19 protein-coding genes are annotated in these 15,803 nt (G+C 64.5%); 15 read left to right on the forward strand and 4 right to left on the reverse strand.

Annotated features, from left to right (window positions below):
* Positions 1-291, reverse strand: a complete 291-nt coding sequence (locus AC1RMD_RS23065; protein ID WP_492929750.1) for a hypothetical protein — start codon at positions 289-291, stop codon at positions 1-3.
* Positions 278-766, reverse strand: a complete 489-nt coding sequence (locus tag AC1RMD_RS23070) for a PIN domain-containing protein (RefSeq protein WP_492929752.1) — start codon at positions 764-766, stop codon at positions 278-280. The genes AC1RMD_RS23065 and AC1RMD_RS23070 overlap by 14 nt, the downstream gene beginning before the upstream one ends.
* Positions 767-907: 141 nt before the next feature.
* On the opposite strand from AC1RMD_RS23070, the gene AC1RMD_RS23075 reads away from it, so the two are divergent.
* The 15 genes from AC1RMD_RS23075 to AC1RMD_RS23145 all read left to right on the forward strand — a co-directional run bounded on the left by AC1RMD_RS23075 (position 908) and on the right by AC1RMD_RS23145 (position 13,285).
* Complete coding sequence (locus tag AC1RMD_RS23075; protein WP_492929754.1) at positions 908-2,206, forward strand: alpha/beta hydrolase family protein; 1,299 nt, start codon at positions 908-910, stop codon at positions 2,204-2,206.
* Positions 2,207-2,246: 40 nt separating this feature from the next.
* Complete coding sequence (gene ubiE, locus AC1RMD_RS23080; protein WP_116992725.1) at positions 2,247-2,981, forward strand: bifunctional demethylmenaquinone methyltransferase/2-methoxy-6-polyprenyl-1,4-benzoquinol methylase UbiE; 735 nt, start codon at positions 2,247-2,249, stop codon at positions 2,979-2,981.
* 24 nt (positions 2,982-3,005) lie between these two features.
* A complete protein-coding gene (locus AC1RMD_RS23085; RefSeq protein ID WP_492929756.1) occupies positions 3,006-3,932 on the forward strand; it encodes a Tim44 domain-containing protein in 927 nt (308 codons plus the stop codon).
* A gap of 91 nt (positions 3,933-4,023) precedes the next feature.
* Positions 4,024-4,626, forward strand: coding sequence for a ubiquinone biosynthesis accessory factor UbiJ (locus AC1RMD_RS23090; protein ID WP_492929758.1), 603 nt, complete (start codon positions 4,024-4,026; stop codon positions 4,624-4,626).
* Positions 4,623-6,191, forward strand: a complete 1,569-nt coding sequence (ubiB, locus tag AC1RMD_RS23095) for a ubiquinone biosynthesis regulatory protein kinase UbiB (protein WP_492929760.1) — start codon at positions 4,623-4,625, stop codon at positions 6,189-6,191. The genes AC1RMD_RS23090 and ubiB overlap by 4 nt, the downstream gene beginning before the upstream one ends.
* Before the next feature lie 2 nt (positions 6,192-6,193).
* Positions 6,194-6,790, forward strand: coding sequence for a methyltransferase domain-containing protein (locus AC1RMD_RS23100; protein ID WP_492929762.1), 597 nt, complete (start codon positions 6,194-6,196; stop codon positions 6,788-6,790).
* Between the two features lie 73 nt (positions 6,791-6,863).
* On the forward strand, positions 6,864-7,151 hold the full coding sequence (locus tag AC1RMD_RS23105; RefSeq protein ID WP_492929764.1) for an FmdB family zinc ribbon protein: 288 nt from the start codon (positions 6,864-6,866) through the stop codon (positions 7,149-7,151).
* A gap of 47 nt (positions 7,152-7,198) precedes the next feature.
* Positions 7,199-7,819: a DUF502 domain-containing protein gene (locus AC1RMD_RS23110; protein WP_492929766.1), complete on the forward strand. Its 621-nt coding sequence runs from the start codon at positions 7,199-7,201 to the stop codon at positions 7,817-7,819.
* A gap of 46 nt (positions 7,820-7,865) precedes the next feature.
* A complete protein-coding gene (aspS, locus tag AC1RMD_RS23115) occupies positions 7,866-9,665 on the forward strand; it encodes an aspartate--tRNA ligase (RefSeq protein WP_492929860.1) in 1,800 nt (599 codons plus the stop codon).
* A 47-nt stretch (positions 9,666-9,712) separates the two neighbouring features.
* Positions 9,713-10,165: a dihydroneopterin triphosphate diphosphatase gene (nudB, locus tag AC1RMD_RS23120; RefSeq protein WP_492929768.1), complete on the forward strand. Its 453-nt coding sequence runs from the start codon at positions 9,713-9,715 to the stop codon at positions 10,163-10,165.
* Positions 10,166-10,239: 74 nt separating this feature from the next.
* Positions 10,240-10,479, forward strand: a complete 240-nt coding sequence (locus AC1RMD_RS23125) for a DUF4160 domain-containing protein (RefSeq protein WP_492929770.1) — start codon at positions 10,240-10,242, stop codon at positions 10,477-10,479.
* Positions 10,457-10,729 (forward strand): DUF2442 domain-containing protein, encoded by a 273-nt coding sequence (locus AC1RMD_RS23130; RefSeq protein WP_492929772.1) that lies wholly within the window; start codon positions 10,457-10,459, stop codon positions 10,727-10,729. Before AC1RMD_RS23125 ends, AC1RMD_RS23130 begins: the two co-directional genes overlap by 23 nt.
* 59 nt (positions 10,730-10,788) lie before the next feature.
* A complete protein-coding gene (locus AC1RMD_RS23135; RefSeq protein WP_492929774.1) occupies positions 10,789-11,616 on the forward strand; it encodes an endonuclease/exonuclease/phosphatase family protein in 828 nt (275 codons plus the stop codon).
* A gap of 125 nt (positions 11,617-11,741) precedes the next feature.
* Positions 11,742-12,905: a cardiolipin synthase ClsB gene (gene clsB, locus AC1RMD_RS23140; protein WP_492929776.1), complete on the forward strand. Its 1,164-nt coding sequence runs from the start codon at positions 11,742-11,744 to the stop codon at positions 12,903-12,905.
* Positions 12,902-13,285: an RNA-binding S4 domain-containing protein gene (locus AC1RMD_RS23145; RefSeq protein ID WP_492929778.1), complete on the forward strand. Its 384-nt coding sequence runs from the start codon at positions 12,902-12,904 to the stop codon at positions 13,283-13,285. Before clsB ends, AC1RMD_RS23145 begins: the two co-directional genes overlap by 4 nt.
* On the opposite strand, the gene AC1RMD_RS23150 is transcribed toward AC1RMD_RS23145, so the two are convergent.
* Positions 13,282-14,628: an MFS transporter gene (locus tag AC1RMD_RS23150; protein ID WP_492929780.1), complete on the reverse strand. Its 1,347-nt coding sequence runs from the start codon at positions 14,626-14,628 to the stop codon at positions 13,282-13,284. The genes AC1RMD_RS23145 and AC1RMD_RS23150 overlap by 4 nt on opposite strands.
* Positions 14,628-15,647: a LacI family DNA-binding transcriptional regulator gene (locus AC1RMD_RS23155; RefSeq protein ID WP_492929782.1), complete on the reverse strand. Its 1,020-nt coding sequence runs from the start codon at positions 15,645-15,647 to the stop codon at positions 14,628-14,630. Before AC1RMD_RS23155 ends, AC1RMD_RS23150 begins: the two co-directional genes overlap by 1 nt.
* Between the last annotated feature and the right edge of the window lie 156 nt (positions 15,648-15,803).

Below are 15,803 nucleotides of genomic sequence, written 5' to 3' on the forward strand. Positions count from 1 at the left end.
TCAGCGCGTGACGTGCTCACGCAGCACATAGGCGAAGATGGCCCGTACATGCAGAGGTAGCTGGCGCAGTGCTTCTACATCGATGGATGGCTCCGGGTCAGGGAGGTGTGGAGTCGAAGGCAGTTGCCAGGCTTCTCCCACATCCTTGTACGGCGACATCTCTGCTCGTCGTTTGCGTTCGGCCCTGTCGCGTGCAATTTCTTCATGCAATGCGTCAATCTCGGCCCGCGAATGTTCGTCGAGTTCTGGAATCTCCAAGTCCGGAGGAATTTCCACGTCATATATTTTCATAGCGATTCTCCATCAGTTCAAAGGGCGTTACCAACTCGGGAAGATGCAGTCTTTGTGCGTGGATCAGTACCCTCAGAAGCCGGAGTTGTCTGGCGTTCGCGATGTCCCGGCAATTCCATGTGAGAAGAATCTCACTCCGGTTTTGCGCTGCGCAAGCAATGTGTTCGGCGCATTTCATCGCTCTTGCGTTTAGACCGCCGCCGCAGATTAAAAGTTCGGCAACGCCTTCCGTCCGCGCACCGTCTGGCAGGCGGGGAAGAAATTCAATCATTCTCATGCGGCGTGCCATGTTGAGTGGATCGCCATGCTTTATCTCTGCGATGACATACCCGGAAACATACGTTCTACTTGCATCGCAACGGGTATCCCACCAAAGCTGAGTCAGCTGTTGGCAGGCGCGGGTGATCGGGTTGGGACTCGGCGGATCGGTCAGGTGCAAAATGACGGAGGTGTCGAGATAGACGGTTGGCGGCATGGCTGGACCTCGGGTGGTTCTGGCCAGATTAGCCCGTCCGTATGGCCACGGTTTCGGCTATATCAAACGGACGCGCCTTCATTTCATCAAGTTGTCACAGCACCGTGGGATAGTTGGCGGTTTCGCTTGATGGGAGTTGGCATGAAGGATGTTTGCAAGGTGTTGATGCTGGCCGTGGCCTTGATCGCCGCGCCTTTGGGCGCCCAGGAATACTTCGGCGATGCGCGGCCCGACGCGCCCGAGCTGGCGGCGCGTGGATCGTTGCCGGTCGGCGTGCGCACGCTGCTGGCCGAGCATGCGGACCAGCTCGACATCCTGCGCTACAGCGACGCCGCGCCGAACCCGCGCTACAGCCGCAAGCTGACGCTGGAAGTCTGGTACCCGGCCCAACTCCAGCCCGGCCAAAAAGAACATACGGTTTATATCGATGTGCTCGGCTCCGGCCCGAATGATGCTGCCCGTCCCAACACCCAATTCACCTTCAACGGCCGCGCCGCGCGCAATGCGGTGCCGCAGGCTCCGGCCGCCAGCGCGCCGGCCGGCGGCTATCCGCTGGTGATCGTCTCGCACGGCTATCCCGGCTCGCGCCTGCAGATGAGCTACCTGACCGAGAACCTCGCCTCCAAAGGCTACATCGTGGTGGCGATCGACCATCCCGAATCGACCCGCGCCGACAAGGCCGGCTTCGCCAGCACCTTGCTGAACCGCGCGCAGGACGATTTGTTCGTGCTGCAAACCGTGGCCGCCTGGGGCCAGCCGGGCAGCGGGCATTTCCTGTCCGGCCTGGTCGACGCCGACAACACCGCGCTGGTCGGCTACTCGATGGGCGGCTATGGCGCGCTCAACACCGTCGGCGCCGGCGTCGGCCCGGTGGCGGTGGCCTACGTCCCGGGCGGCAAGCTGGCGGTCAACCAGCAGGGCAACGCGCAATATGAAGAACGGCGCGATCCGCGCATCAAGGCGGTGGTGGCGTTTGCGCCGTGGGGCGGCGCGCACCAGGTGTGGGAGCCGGCCGGCCTGGCCGGCGTGCGCACGCCGATGCTGTTCGTCAGCGGCGACCAGGACGACGTGGCCGGCTACCAGGACGGCGTGCTGCGCCTGTTCCAGGGCGCCATCCACGCCGACCGCTACCTGTTGACCTACGTCGGCGGCCGCCACAATTCCGCGCCGAATCCGCCGTCGCCGGCCATGCTGGCCAACTTCGACGACTTCATGTCCTACTCCGAGCCGGTGTGGGACAGCCGCCGCATCAACAACATCAACCAGCATTTCGTCACGGCCTTCCTCGGCATCCACCTCAAGCGGCAGCCCCTGCAGCCTTATCTGGAGCTGCCGCCGCTGGGCGCGGACGGCACCATCAAGCCCGATCCCGCCCCGTGGAAGGGGTTTCGCCCGCGCACCGCGCTGGGACTGGAGTGGCGCCACCTGAATGCGCAGTAGGGTCTTGTATAATGCAGGCAAACTAACAGGCCTGCCCAACATGACCAATACCACTCACTTCGGTTACAAAACCGTCGCGGAAGACGACAAAGTCCGCGAAGTCGCCAAGGTTTTCCATTCTGTCGCCGCCAAGTACGACATCATGAACGACGTCATGTCGGCCGGCCTGCATCGCCTGTGGAAGACCTTCACCATCGCCAATGCGGCCGTGCGCCCCGGTTTCAAGTGCCTGGACATCGCCGGCGGCACCGGCGACCTGGCCAAGGTATTCGCCAAACAGGCCGGCCCGACCGGCGAGGTCTGGCTCACCGATATCAACGAGTCGATGCTGCGCGTCGGCCGCGACCGCCTCTTGAATCGCGGCCTGTTGACCCCCACATTGCTGTGTGACGCCGAAAAACTGCCGTTCCCGGACAATTATTTCGACCGCGTCAGCGTCGCCTTCGGCCTGCGCAACATGACCCACAAGGACCAGGCGCTGGCGGAAATGCGCCGCGTGCTCAAGCCGGGCGGCAAGCTGCTGGTGCTGGAATTCTCGAAAGTGGCCGAGCCCTTGCAGAAACCTTACGATTTCTATTCGTTCAAGATCCTGCCGTGGATGGGCCAGAAGATCGCCAACGACGCCGAAAGCTACCGCTATCTGGCCGAGTCGATTCGCATGCACCCGGACCAGGAAACGCTGAAGACCATGATGGAAGAGGCGGGCCTGGAACGGGTAACGTATTACAACCTGACGGCAGGTGTGGCCGCTTTACACACCGGTATCAAACTGTAGTCAAACTGTAGTGATAGGAATGCCATGAATATCAAGAAAATCCTGCTCGGCGCCGTGCTGGCCGTTTCCGCACTGTCGATGCTGGGCGAGGCGCTGGCCCGTCCAATGGGCGGCGGCCGTTCGGTCGGACGCCAGTCGCAAAGCGTCAACCGCATGCCGCCGGCCGCCGCGCCGGCGCCCACCGCGCCGCGCCAGGCCGCTCCTGCGCCGGCCGCTCCGCCTGCCGCCATCCCGCCGAAACCGGCCAGCCCATGGAAGGGTATCCTGGGCGGCGCACTGCTGGGCCTGGGCATCGGCGCACTGTTCTCGCACTTCGGCCTGGGCGGCGCCATGGGCGGCATGTTCGGCTCGCTGCTGATGCTGGCGCTGCTGGCCGGCGTGGTGTTCTTCGTGATCCGCATGATCCGCAACCGTGCGCAGCCTGCGGCGGCGGCCCCGGTCGCATTTGGCGGCAATCACGGCGGCAACAATGTGTACGGGATGCCGCCATCCAGCGGCACGCCGGAGATCGGTTCGCGCTTGCAGTCCGAGCCAATGCAGCAGGCCGCCGCGCCGGTCGCCCACACGCCGTGGGGCGTGCCGGCCGACTTCGACGCGCCGTCCTTCCTGCGCGTGGCCAAGAGCAACTTCATCCGCCTGCAAGCGGCCTGGGACAAGGGCGATTCGGCCGATATCCGCGAATTCACCACCCCCGAGGTGTTTGCCGAGCTGAAGATGCAGATCAGCGAGCGCGGCGCGCAGAAGGACTACACCGACGTCGTCACCATCGAGGCCGAGCTGCTGGGCATCGAAACCAGCGCCAGCGATTACCTCGCCAGCGTCAAGTTCACCGGCACCATCAAGCCGGCGCCGGATGCGCTGGCCGAGCCGTTCAACGAGGTGTGGAACCTGTCCAAGCCGGTTTCCGGCGCGTCTGGCTGGCTGCTGGCTGGTATTCAACAGCTCGCGTAATTGCCGTAATTTCGCGGCAAGCTGGTAAGATCAAGACCGCCCGTATTTCCGGGCGGTTTTGTTTTGCGGTTTTTGTTTTCATGGTTAGCGTATGACACCACCGAATTTCTCCGCCGCGGCGCCGGCCAGCGCCGCCATCAATCACTTGCTGGCGCAGGAGCCGTGGGCGCGCAAGGAGTTGCAGCGCCACGCCGGCAAGATCGCCGCCATCGACACCGGTGCGGTCGTGCTGCGCCTGCGCGTGACGGCCGACGGCATGCTGGAAGCCGCGCCGCCGGAAGAGCCGGCGCGCGTCACCATCCGCGTCAAGCTGTCCGACCTGCCGCTGATCGCGCAGAACCGCGAGCGCGCTTTCTCCTACGTGCAGATCGAGGGCGACGCCGAGTTCGCCAACGCCATCTCCAACCTCAGCAAGTCGCTGCGCTGGGAAGCCGAGTACGACCTGGAAAAAGTGGTGGGCCCGATCGCCGCCGTGCGCATGGTGTCCGGCGCCCGCGCCGCGTTTGAGGCGATCAAAAACGGCCACCTGAAGCTGGCCGAAAACGTCGCCGAATTCCTGCTCGATGAAAAACCTGTGCTGATCCGTCCGCAAACGGTGGAAGCCTTCTCGGCCGACGTGGTGCGCCTGCGCGACGACGTCGAACGCGCCGCCAAGCGCCTGGCCAAACTGGAACAGAAACTGGACGCCAAATGATGTTGAAATTTTTACGCCTGCTGAAGATCCTGCGGGTGTCGGTGCAATACGGCCTCGACGAAATCGCCATCTCCGGCCTGAAAAAACCCCGCATCGCCAAGCTGATCGACACCGTGTTCTTCTGGCGCGACCTGTCGGCGCCGCGCGGCGTGCGGCTGCGCATGGCGCTGGAAGACCTGGGCCCGATCTTCGTCAAGTTCGGCCAGGTGCTGTCGACCCGGCGCGACCTGATCCCGGCCGACCTGGTCGAGGAACTGTCGCACCTGCAGGACCGCGTGCCGCCGTTCGATTCCGACCTGGCCATCGCGCAGATCCGCAAGTCGCTGGGCGCCCATCCCGACCAGCTGTTCGCCAGCTTCGAGCGCACGCCGGTGGCGTCGGCCTCGATCGCGCAGGTGCACTTCGCCACGCTCAAGGACGGCAAGCAGGTGGCGGTCAAGGTGCTGCGTCCGGGCATGAAGAAGTCGATCGACGAGGACGTGGCGCTGATGCACATCGCGGCCGAATGGATAGGCCGCATCTGGGCCGACAGCAAGCGCCTGAAGCCGAAGGAAGTGGTCGCCGAGTTCGACAAATACCTGCACGACGAGCTGGACCTGATGCGCGAGGCGGCCAACGCCAGCCAGCTGCGCCGCAACTTCGCCGATTCCAAGCTGCTGCTGGTGCCGGAGATGCACTGGGACTACTGCTCCAACAGCGTGATCGTGATGGAGCGCATGCACGGCATCCCGGTGTCGCAGATCGACCGCCTGGAAGCGGCCGGCGTCGACCTGAAAAAACTGTCCAGCGACGGCGTCGAGATCTTCTTCACGCAGGTGTTCCGCGACGGTTTCTTCCACGCCGATATGCATCCGGGGAATATCCTGGTGTCGATCGACCCGGCCACCTTCGGCCGCTACATCGCGCTCGACTTCGGCATCGTCGGCACCTTGAACGACTTCGACAAGGATTACCTGTCGCAGAACTTCCTGGCCTTCTTCCGCCGCGACTACAAGCGCGTGGCCGAGGCCCACATCGAGTCCGGCTGGGCGCCCAAGGAGACCCGGGTCGACGAGCTGGAGTCCGCCGTGCGCGCCTGCTGCGAGCCGATCTTCGACCGCCCGCTGAAGGACATCTCCTTCGGCCAGATCCTGCTGCGCCTGTTCCAGACCTCGCGCCGCTTCAACGTCGAAGTGCAGCCGCAGCTGGTGCTGCTGCAAAAGACGCTGCTCAACATCGAAGGCCTGGGCCGCCAGCTCGACCCCGACCTGGACTTGTGGAAGACCGCCAAGCCCTACCTGGAAAACTGGATGGCCGAGCAGGTCGGCTGGCAGGGCATGTGGCAGCGCCTGAAGGCGGAAGCGCCGCGCTACACCCACATCCTGCCGCAACTGCCGCGCCTGCTGCACCGGGCGCTGGAGCAGGGCGGCGAGAAGCCGGCCGATAACACCGAGCTGATCAAGGTGCTGATCCACGAACAGCAGCGCACCAACCGTTTGCTGAGCCTGGTGATCTACTTCGCCGGCGCGTTCGGCATCGGCGTCGCCGGCTACCAGCTGTACCTGCGCTGGCATCACTTGATCTGACCATGGTGGACTTTGCACAACGCGATCCGAGCTCGCCGGCGTTCTGGGACGAGCGCTTCGAGCGCCAGTTCACGCCCTGGGACCGGGGCGGCGTGCCGCAGGCCCTGCGCGACTTCGCCGTCGCCAGCGCGCCGCTGACCACGCTGATACCGGGCTGCGGCTCGGCCTACGAGCTGGCCTTCCTGGCCGAAGCGGGCTGGGACGCGGTGGCCATCGATTTCTCGCCGGCCGCGGTGGCGGCGGGCAAGGCGGCGGTCGGACCGCACGCGGCGCGCGTGGTCGAGGCGGATTTCTTCACCTGGCAGCCGCAGCGGCCCTTGCAGCTGATCTACGAACGCGCCTTCCTGTGCGCCCTGCCGCGCGCGCTGCGGCCGCAGGTGGCGGCGCGCTGGGCGGCCTTGCTGGCGCCGGGGGCGCTGCTGGCCGGCTATTTCTTCTTCGACGACGTTCCCAAGGGCCCGCCGTTCGGCATCACGCGCGCCGAGCTGGAGGCCTTGCTGGCGGCCGACTTCGAGTGCGTCGCCGACGCCGCCGTCAGCGATTCCATCCCGGTGTTCGAGGGCAAGGAGCGCTGGATGGCCTGGCGCCGCCGCCCTTAACCTTAGGAAACAGACAGGACGCCGGCAAAAAGCTTTATAATTCAGGGTTTTGATGATTTTTGCGGAGTAATAGATGCCGATCTACGCTTACCGCTGCGAGGCGTGTGGTTTTGCCAAGGATGTCTTGCAGAAGATTTCCGACCCGCAGCTGACTGTTTGCCTGTCGTGTGGCAAAGAAACGTTTAAGAAACAATTGACCGCCGCCGGCTTCCAATTGAAGGGTTCCGGCTGGTATGTGACCGATTTCCGTGGCGGCACGCCGCCGGCGACCGGCACCGCGACCGGACCGGCTGCGCCTGCCCCGACGGACACGCCGGCGGCCGCGCCTGCCGCGCCCGCGTCCGGCACGAAGTCGGACTGAGCACGGACCGAAGCCCACCGCAGCACCACCCACTCTAAGAGTAATCGATGCGTAAATATTTCATTACCGGCTTGCTGATCCTGGTGCCCCTGGCGATTACCGCCTGGGTGCTGAACCTGGTCATCAGCACCATGGACCAGTCCCTGCTGTTTGTGCCGGTGCGCTGGCAGCCGCGTACCCTGATCGGCTTCGATATTCCCGGCCTGGGCACGGTGCTGACGGTGCTGATCGTGTTCCTGACCGGCCTGCTGACCAACAACCTGGTCGGCAACTACGTGGTCAAGTTGTGGGAAAAACTGCTGACCCGCATTCCGGTCGTCAGTTCGCTGTATTCCAGCGTCAAGCAGGTGTCCGACACGCTGTTCTCGTCGTCCGGCAATGCCTTCCGCAAGGCGGTGCTGATCCCGTATCCGCACCAGAACTCGTGGACCATCGCCTTCCTGACCGGCACCCCCGGCGGCGACGTCAAGAACCACCTGGTGGGCGATTATGTCAGCGTCTACATCCCGACCACGCCGAACCCGACGTCGGGCTTTTTCCTGATGATGGCGCGCAAGGACGTGGTCGAGCTCGACATGTCCGTCGACGCGGCGCTGAAGTACATCGTTTCGATGGGTGTGGTGTCGCCGGAAGACGCGCCCCGTGCCATCGAAATCGCCAAACAATAGATTAACTGAGTAACTTAACCTGAACCGAGAAATAAACATGTCCTCAATGCGTACTCACTACTGCGGCCTCACCACTGAAGCGCTGCTTGGCCAAACTGTCAGCCTGTGCGGCTGGGTACATCGTCGCCGCGACCACGGTGGCGTGATCTTCATCGACCTGCGCGACCGCGAAGGCCTGGTGCAGATCGTGTGCAATCCGGAGCAGGCTGAAGTATTCAAGGCCGCCGAAGCCGTGCGTAACGAGTTCTGCCTGCGCGTCACCGGTGTGGTCAAGGACCGCCTGGCCGGCACCGTCAACGCCAACCTGGCGTCGGGCAAGATCGAAGTGGTCTGCTCGCAACTGGAAGTGTTGAACGCCTCCGTGGCCGTTCCATTCCAGCTGGACGACGACAACCTGTCCGAAACCACCCGCCTGACCCACCGCGTGCTGGACCTGCGTCGTCCACAGATGCAGAACAACCTGCGCCTGCGCTACAAGGTCACGATGGAAGTGCGCAAGTACCTCGACGAGCTGGGCTTCATCGACATCGAAACCCCGATGCTGACCAAGTCGACCCCGGAAGGCGCGCGCGACTACCTGGTGCCGTCGCGCGTCAACGCCGGCAACTTCTTCGCGCTGCCGCAATCGCCGCAGCTGTTCAAGCAGCTGCTGATGGTCGCCAACTTCGACCGTTACTACCAGATCACCAAGTGCTTCCGCGACGAAGACTTGCGCGCCGACCGCCAGCCTGAATTCACCCAGATCGACTGCGAGACCTCGTTCCTGACCGAACAGGAAATCCGCGACCTGTTCGAAGACATGATCCGCAAGGTGTTCCGCAACACCATGAACGTCGAGCTGCCTAACCCGTTCCCGGTCATGGACTTCGCCGAAGCGATGGGCAAATACGGTTCGGACAAGCCGGACATGCGCGTCAAGCTGTCGTTCACCGACCTGACCGACGTCATGAAGGACGTCGACTTCAAGGTGTTCTCCGGCGCCGCCAACATGGCTAACGGCCGTGTGGTGGGCCTGCGCGTACCGAAGGGCGGCGACATGCCACGTTCGGAAATCGACGCCTACACCCAGTTCGTCGCCATCTACGGCGCGCGCGGCCTGGCTTACATCAAGGTCAACGAGAAGGCCAAGGGCCGCGACGGTCTGCAATCGCCTATCGTCAAGAACCTGCACGACGCCGCCCTGGCCCAGATCCTGGAACTGACCGGCGCCGAAGACGGCGACCTGATCTTCTTCGGTGCCGACAAGGCCAAGGTGGTCAACGATGCGATCGGCGCGCTGCGCGTCAAGATCGGCCATTCGGAATTCGGCAAGAAGGCCGGCCTGTTTGACGACGTCTGGGCGCCGCTGTGGGTGATCGACTTCCCGATGTTCGAATACGACGAGGAAGCCGACCGCTGGACCGCGACCCACCATCCGTTCACGGCGCCGAAAGACGGCCATGAAGACTGGCTGGAAACCAATCCGGGCGCCTGCATCGCCAAGGCCTACGACATGGTCCTGAACGGTTGGGAACTGGGCGGCGGTTCGATCCGTATCCACCGCGAGGAAGTACAGTCGAAAGTGTTCCGCGCGCTGAAGATCGACGCCGACGAAGCCCGCCTGAAGTTCGGCTTCCTGCTCGACGCGCTGCAATACGGCGCGCCGCCGCATGGCGGCCTGGCGTTCGGCCTGGACCGTATCGTGACGCTGATGACCAAGTCCGATTCGATCCGCGACGTGATCGCCTTCCCGAAAACCCAGCGCGCCCAGTGCCTGCTGACCCAGGCGCCGTCGGAAGTGGACGAGAAGCAGTTGAAAGAACTGCATATCCGTCTGCGCGCGGCCGAGCCAAAAGTGGCTGGCTAATATTGCAATGGAAAGGGCGCTTCGGCGCCTTTTCTTTTAACCGAACCATGAAGCCTTACAAGATTCCCGAGTCGGTGCTGGTGGTGATCCACACGGCCGACCTGCAAGTGCTGCTGATCGAACGCGCCGACCGGCCCGGTTACTGGCAATCGGTGACCGGTTCGCTGGACGCGCTCGACGAGCCCTTGCTGGACACCGCGCGCCGCGAACTGTTCGAGGAAACCGGCATCGTCGCCGACGGCGAGACCATCGTGCTGCGCGACTGGCGGCTGTCCAATATCTACACGATCTACCCGGTGTGGCGCCATCGCTACGCACCCGGCGTGACGGAAAATACCGAGCACGTCTTCAGCGTCGAAGTCCCGCGCGACATCGCCATCAAGCTGGCCCCGCGCGAGCACCTGAACCACGTCTGGCTGCCCTACCTGGAAGCGGCCGACAAATGCTTCTCCTCCTCCAACGCCGAAGCCGTGCTTCAACTCCCGCAACAGATCCGCTAGCTTGTGTCGCCTCAAGTTGCGGCTAGCTGTCGCGACGCATACTCGGAAATCCGTATCGATTTCTGGAGCATGTCATGCCAGTGCTGTTGCGGCTCAAGGGCTACCGGTTTTTCTTCTATAGCGGCGAATCAGGCGAGCCTCCGCATGTGCATGTCAGCAAAGCCCGGAAGACTGCAAAGTTCTGGATCGAGAGCGCTACGGTGGTGCAGAATTCGCATTTCACACCGCTTGAATTGCGCGAGATTGCGCGTATTATTTCTGACTATCGCTTGGATTTTCTGAGGAAATGGAATGACTACTTTGACCATACCTGATGAGCGAATCAAACACGCGTCCGTCGATGCCACGCACTTGACGGTAGACCTGATGGATGGCCGTCGCATCAGCACCCCCTTGGCTTGGTATCCTCGTTTGGCCGGTGCGACCCAGGTGCAACTGGAGCAATGGGAAATCATCGGCGATGGCGAGGGCCTACATTGGGATCAGTTCGATGAAGACCTCAGTCTGGAAGGCATGTTGAAGGGCTGGCCGGCCGTTGGTTACCGGACCAAGCTTAAGCCATAGCCTTGCGGTATGTGTGGCGGCGTACGCCCAGATCCCGGACTCAGGGTTAGAATAGATGGATGAAAATCCGAGTCGCGACCTACAACATCCACAAGGGCGTATCCGCCATCCGCAGCGAGCCGCGGGTGCTGGCGCTCAAGCAGGCGATCGGCCTGTTCGACGCCGATGTGGTTTTTTTGCAAGAGGTACAGGGCAAGCATGACTTGAACGCCGCCAAGTACGGCGCCGAACACTTCGGCCACAAGCACTGGCCGGCCGCGGCGCAGCACGAATATTTCGCCGGCGAGTCGCGCCACGCCCACGCCGCCTACGGCATGAACGCGATCTACGACCACGGCCATCACGGCAACGCGCTGCTGAGCGCCTTCCCGATCGCCAACCAGGCCAACCACGACGTCTCCGACCACGCCTACGAACAGCGCGGCATCCTGCATTGCGTGCTGAACACGCCGCACGGCACGGTGCACTGTTATGTGGTGCACCTGGGCCTGTTCGAGGCGGGCCGCCGCCGCCAGACCCAGGCGCTGATCTCGGCCGTGCGCGCCTCCGCGCCCGACGGCGAGCCGGTCATCATCGCCGGCGATTTCAACGACTGGCGCAACACCCTCGGCAGCGAACTGCGCAACGCGCTCGGCGTGGTCGAGGCCTTCGACCAGATCGGCTCCAACTCCGCGCTCGACGAGATCGTGCGCACGCTGCGCCGCAAGTCCAGCATCAGTCCGGGCGTCAATCCGGCGCGCACCTTCCCGGCGGCGCTGCCGTTCTTCCGGCTCGACCGCATCTACGTGCGCGGCTTCAAGGTGGAGGCGGCCGAGGTGATGCACGGCAGCCTGTGGGCCAAGCTGTCCGACCACGCGCCCATCGTCGCCAGCCTGACGCTGGGCTGAGCTATTTGCGGCCCAGGGTCGCGCTGTCGAGCTTGACGGCTATGTCTTGCCGGCTGGTTGCAATTAATTTAAGACTTGTTTCCTTGGGCGCGCCTTATTTCGGAACTCAAGGGTAGAATCCTGCTATGCGCACAGTAAATTTTATCGCCGATAACGAAGTCACCTTGCTCCACACGGGCACCGATTTCTTTCCGGCGCTGATAGCCGCGATCGACGCCGCCCGCTACGAAGTGTATTTCGAGACCTATATCTTTGCCGGCGACGCCACCGGCAGCGCGGTGCTGGCGGCGCTGAGCGGCGCCGCCCGGCGCGGCGTGCAGGTGCGCATGATCACCGACTGGTGGGGCACCGGCCGGCGCCAGGTCAACAGCATGCATGCGCGGCTGGTCGAGGCCGGCGTTGAACACCGCATCTTCAATCCCTGGTTCAAGCGCGGCGTCACCCGCACCCACCGCAAGATCTGCGTGGTCGACCGCGAGCTCGCCTTTGTCGGCGGCATCAACATCAACGACGATATGTACTGCGACTACAACCACGCGATCAGCCTGTCGGCGCCGCGCTGGGATTTCGCGGTGCAGGTGCGCGGGCCGCTGGTGGCGGCCATCCAGCTGGAGGCGCTGACCCAGTGGCGCCGCCTGGGCAAGCTGGGCATCATCAAGCGGATCGGCCTGTTCCGCGACATGCGCAAGGTGAACAAGATCGCCCGCCAAAACATGGTGGAGGCCGGCTTTGTGGTGCGCGACAACCTCCGCAACCGCAGGACGATACAGCGCGCCTACATGCACGCGCTGGGGCGCGCGCGCAAGAGCGTGCTGCTGGCCAATCCGTATTTCGCGCCGGGCGCCAGGTTCCGCCATGCGCTGGCGGCGGCCGCCCAGCGCGGGGTCGAGGTCACGCTGCTGATCGGCGTCGGCGAGATCTGGCTGCAGGACGCGGTCGCGCATTCCTTCTACCCGAAGCTGCTTGCGGCCGGCGTCAAAGTGGTGGAATATCACAAGACCCAGTTGCACGCCAAGGTGGCGGTGATCGACGACGACTGGGCGACTGTGGGGTCGAGCAATGTGGACGGCTTGAGCCTGTTTTTAAACCAGGAAGCGAATGTGGTGATCAGGGATGCGGTCTTCGCGCAAAACCTGCGCCGGCACATCGAGGCCGCCATCGCCGAAGGCGTGGTGGTCAACTACGCCGACTTCGAGCATGTCGGCCGCTTCCGCCGCATCGGCTACGAGATCGCGTTTTTCGCGTATAAGTTGGTGATGCGGATCTTCGCAGTGGGGAAATACGCTTGAGCGATAGTGTCAGACTGGATAAATGGCTGTGGGCCGCGCGCTTCTTCAAAACCCGCTCGCTGGCCACCGAGGCGGTCGACAGCGGCAAGGTCAGGCTCGACGGCGACAAGGTCAAGCCGGCGCGCGCGGTGCGCGTCGGCGACACGCTGGACATCGACAACGGCTCCGACCGCTGGGAGGTCGACGTGATGAATCTGTCCGACGTGCGGGCGGCCGCGCCCATCGCCCGCAACCTGTACGAGGAAACCGACGCCAGCGTCGCGCGCCGCGCCACCGTGGCCGAACAGCGCAAGATGTTCCGCGAACCGAGCGCGGATTTCAAAGGCCGGCCGACCAAGCGCGACCGCCGTCAACTGGGCAAGGCCAGCGACTACGATTAGCCGTCCGCCTGCGCCGGCCGCGCCTGCAGGCGCGCCAGGCACAGCACGCACAGCAGCGCGAACACGGCGCCGCTGAGCAGGGTCAGCCGGTAGTCGTGGCCGGACAGGTCGAGCACCGGCCCCTGCACGCCGCTGACCAGGATATTGCCCAGCACGACCATCAAGTCCTTGGTCGAGTTGTACTGCACGAACCGGGCCCTGGGAAACAACGCCATCGGCATCGACGCCGCCGCCGTGAACCAGGCGCCGGACACCACCACATGCGCCAGATAAAACCACGGGAAGGCGGCCGCGTTGCCCAGGCTCAGGTAGCCGAGCGCGGCGGCGCAGCAGTACAGCGCCATGACGCGGCTCGACACGCGCAGCGCGCCGTAGTGGTCGACCAGCCAGCCGATGCCGAAGGCGGACACGATGGAGACGGCGTAGCCATACGCCGTCAGCGTGCCCAGCGTCGCCTTCGGAATGCCGGACAGGTGGGCGTAGTACTGGTAAAACGTGTTGAACGGACTGAAGGTGACGCTGGCCAGCATGAAGGTCGCCACCGCCCACAGGAAGGGGCGATGGGCGAAGCAGGCCAGCACGTGGGCGCGCGGCACGGCCAGCGCGCGCCAGCCGCCGGGACGCTGGCCGCCGGCGTCCGCGCCGCAGGCCGGCTCCTCGACCATCAGGCACACCAGCAGCAGCGCCAGGCCGAACACCAGGCCGATGGCGACCAGGATCTCGCCCAGGTACTGGTCGGTCAGCGCGAACACCCAGCTGTTGAAGGCGATGCCGACGCCCAGCCCGACGATGCGGAAGGCGGCGTAGAAGCGCCCCAGCAGCCCCTGCGGCACGACATCGTTGACCAGGCCGGTGAACAGCGACACGGCGCTGATGCCGGCGCATTCGAAGATGGTCCAGAACAGGCTGAAGGCGGCCAGGTTGCACAGCCGGCGCCCCGGCGACAGCGCGCCGAGCGCGGCGTCGGCCAGCGCGCCCAGCGCCGGCGAGCAAGCCAGGCCCAGCATGGCGGCGCAGCCGACCGGCGCCACCACCAGCAAGAACGGCCGCCGCCGGCCCCAGCGGCTGCGCAGCCGGTCCGAATGGTAGCCGAGCAAGGGCACCAGCAGCACGCTCAGCAGGGCGGGCACGGTCGACATCAGCAGCGAGGTGGTGGTGTCGGAGGCGCCGTTGCGGCGCAGCAGTTCCAGTCCGCTGGGCAGCGCGGCCCGTTCGCGGATCGAGATCGCCAGGTCGCCCACCAACAGCCAGAACAGCACCGCCAGCAAGCCGGCCGAGGCGTAGCCCCAGGCGGCGCGTTTGCCGCCGACGCGCGGACCGGCCACGGCGCCGTCGCCGTCCATCAGTCCGGCCGGCGCAGCGGCCCGGTGGAGCTGCGCAGCACCAGGCGCATCGGGAAGCCGATGCGTTTGGCTTGCTTCTCGCCGCCCTCGATCAGCGCCAGCAGTTCGCCGACGGCGCGCGTCGCCATGTCGGCGTTGGGCTGGCGCATCGTGGTCAGCGGCGGGTGGACGAAGCTGGAGGTCGAGATATCGTCGAAGCCGATCACCGAGATATCGTCCGGCACCTTCAGGCCGCGGCTGTGGATGGCGTCGATCGCGCCGAATCCGGTCTCGTCGTTGGCGGCGAAGATCGCCGTCGGCGGCACGGCCAGCGACAGCAGTTGTTCGGCGGCGGCATGGCCGCCCGTCTGCGAGAAGTTGCCGTCCACCGCCAGCGCCGGATCGGGCTTCACGCCGGCCGCCAGCAGCGCGTCGTTGTAGCCCTTCAGGCGTTCGGCGCCCTGGCCGGTGCCGGCCGTGCCGCCGATGAAGGCGATGCGGCGGTGGCCCAGCGACAGCAGGTGCTCGACCGCGGTGCGGGCGCCGCTGCGGTTTTCCACCACCACCACCGGCAGGTTCATCGGGCGCGCCTCGAAGCCGACGAACACGCAGGGCAAGCTCTGGCGCTCGACCACGTCGAGGTAGCCGTCGGCCGCGTTCGGCAGCAGCAGCACCAGGCCGGCGCACAACTGGCTCAGCATGGCGCAGGTTTCCGTGCGGCTGGGCAGGTCGAAGCGCTCGGCGTTGAACAGCAGGATGTCGTAACCCTGGCGCCGCGCCTCGTCGCTGATGGCCTTGGTGATTTCATGCAGCACCAGCGAGCCGTAGTGGTTGACGAACACGCCGATCAATTTGCTTTTGTCGCCGCGCATGCGGCGCGCCAGCATGTCGGGCGTGTAGTTCAGCTGCGCGGCCGCCGCCAGCACGCGCGTGCGCGCCGCCTCGGACACGTAGCCGTTGCCCCGGATTGCGCGCGAGGCGGTGATCGGCGAGACCCCGGCGATTTTCGCGACTTCACTGAGTTTGCTTGCTTTTGCCATGTGGTCACGATACCACATTCGACCGGAAAACTGCATATTTGCCAGTCTCTGCGGAAAAATTAAGTTGTACGATGAGTTCGATGGGTGGTAACGTGACCACATGCGGGTGCCAAAAAATCAGGCAGCAGCGCGGCACGCTTTTCGGGAGACACCGGC

Source organism: Duganella sp. GW822-FHT06D06 (assembly GCF_058799615.1).

Coding starts and splice junctions, on each gene's coding strand:
- AC1RMD_RS23065 (WP_492929750.1), bottom strand. CDS start 291: ATGAAAATATATGACGTGGAAATTCCTCCGGACTTGGAGATTCCAGAA.
- AC1RMD_RS23070 (WP_492929752.1), bottom strand. CDS start 766: ATGCCGCCAACCGTCTATCTCGACACCTCCGTCATTTTGCACCTGACC.
- AC1RMD_RS23075 (WP_492929754.1), top strand. CDS start 908: ATGAAGGATGTTTGCAAGGTGTTGATGCTGGCCGTGGCCTTGATCGCC.
- ubiE (WP_116992725.1), top strand. CDS start 2,247: ATGACCAATACCACTCACTTCGGTTACAAAACCGTCGCGGAAGACGAC.
- AC1RMD_RS23085 (WP_492929756.1), top strand. CDS start 3,006: ATGAATATCAAGAAAATCCTGCTCGGCGCCGTGCTGGCCGTTTCCGCA.
- AC1RMD_RS23090 (WP_492929758.1), top strand. CDS start 4,024: ATGACACCACCGAATTTCTCCGCCGCGGCGCCGGCCAGCGCCGCCATC.
- ubiB (WP_492929760.1), top strand. CDS start 4,623: ATGATGTTGAAATTTTTACGCCTGCTGAAGATCCTGCGGGTGTCGGTG.
- AC1RMD_RS23100 (WP_492929762.1), top strand. CDS start 6,194: ATGGTGGACTTTGCACAACGCGATCCGAGCTCGCCGGCGTTCTGGGAC.
- AC1RMD_RS23105 (WP_492929764.1), top strand. CDS start 6,864: ATGCCGATCTACGCTTACCGCTGCGAGGCGTGTGGTTTTGCCAAGGAT.
- AC1RMD_RS23110 (WP_492929766.1), top strand. CDS start 7,199: ATGCGTAAATATTTCATTACCGGCTTGCTGATCCTGGTGCCCCTGGCG.
- aspS (WP_492929860.1), top strand. CDS start 7,866: ATGCGTACTCACTACTGCGGCCTCACCACTGAAGCGCTGCTTGGCCAA.
- nudB (WP_492929768.1), top strand. CDS start 9,713: ATGAAGCCTTACAAGATTCCCGAGTCGGTGCTGGTGGTGATCCACACG.
- AC1RMD_RS23125 (WP_492929770.1), top strand. CDS start 10,240: ATGCCAGTGCTGTTGCGGCTCAAGGGCTACCGGTTTTTCTTCTATAGC.
- AC1RMD_RS23130 (WP_492929772.1), top strand. CDS start 10,457: ATGACTACTTTGACCATACCTGATGAGCGAATCAAACACGCGTCCGTC.
- AC1RMD_RS23135 (WP_492929774.1), top strand. CDS start 10,789: ATGAAAATCCGAGTCGCGACCTACAACATCCACAAGGGCGTATCCGCC.
- clsB (WP_492929776.1), top strand. CDS start 11,742: ATGCGCACAGTAAATTTTATCGCCGATAACGAAGTCACCTTGCTCCAC.
- AC1RMD_RS23150 (WP_492929780.1), bottom strand. CDS start 14,628: ATGGACGGCGACGGCGCCGTGGCCGGTCCGCGCGTCGGCGGCAAACGC.
- AC1RMD_RS23155 (WP_492929782.1), bottom strand. CDS start 15,647: ATGGCAAAAGCAAGCAAACTCAGTGAAGTCGCGAAAATCGCCGGGGTC.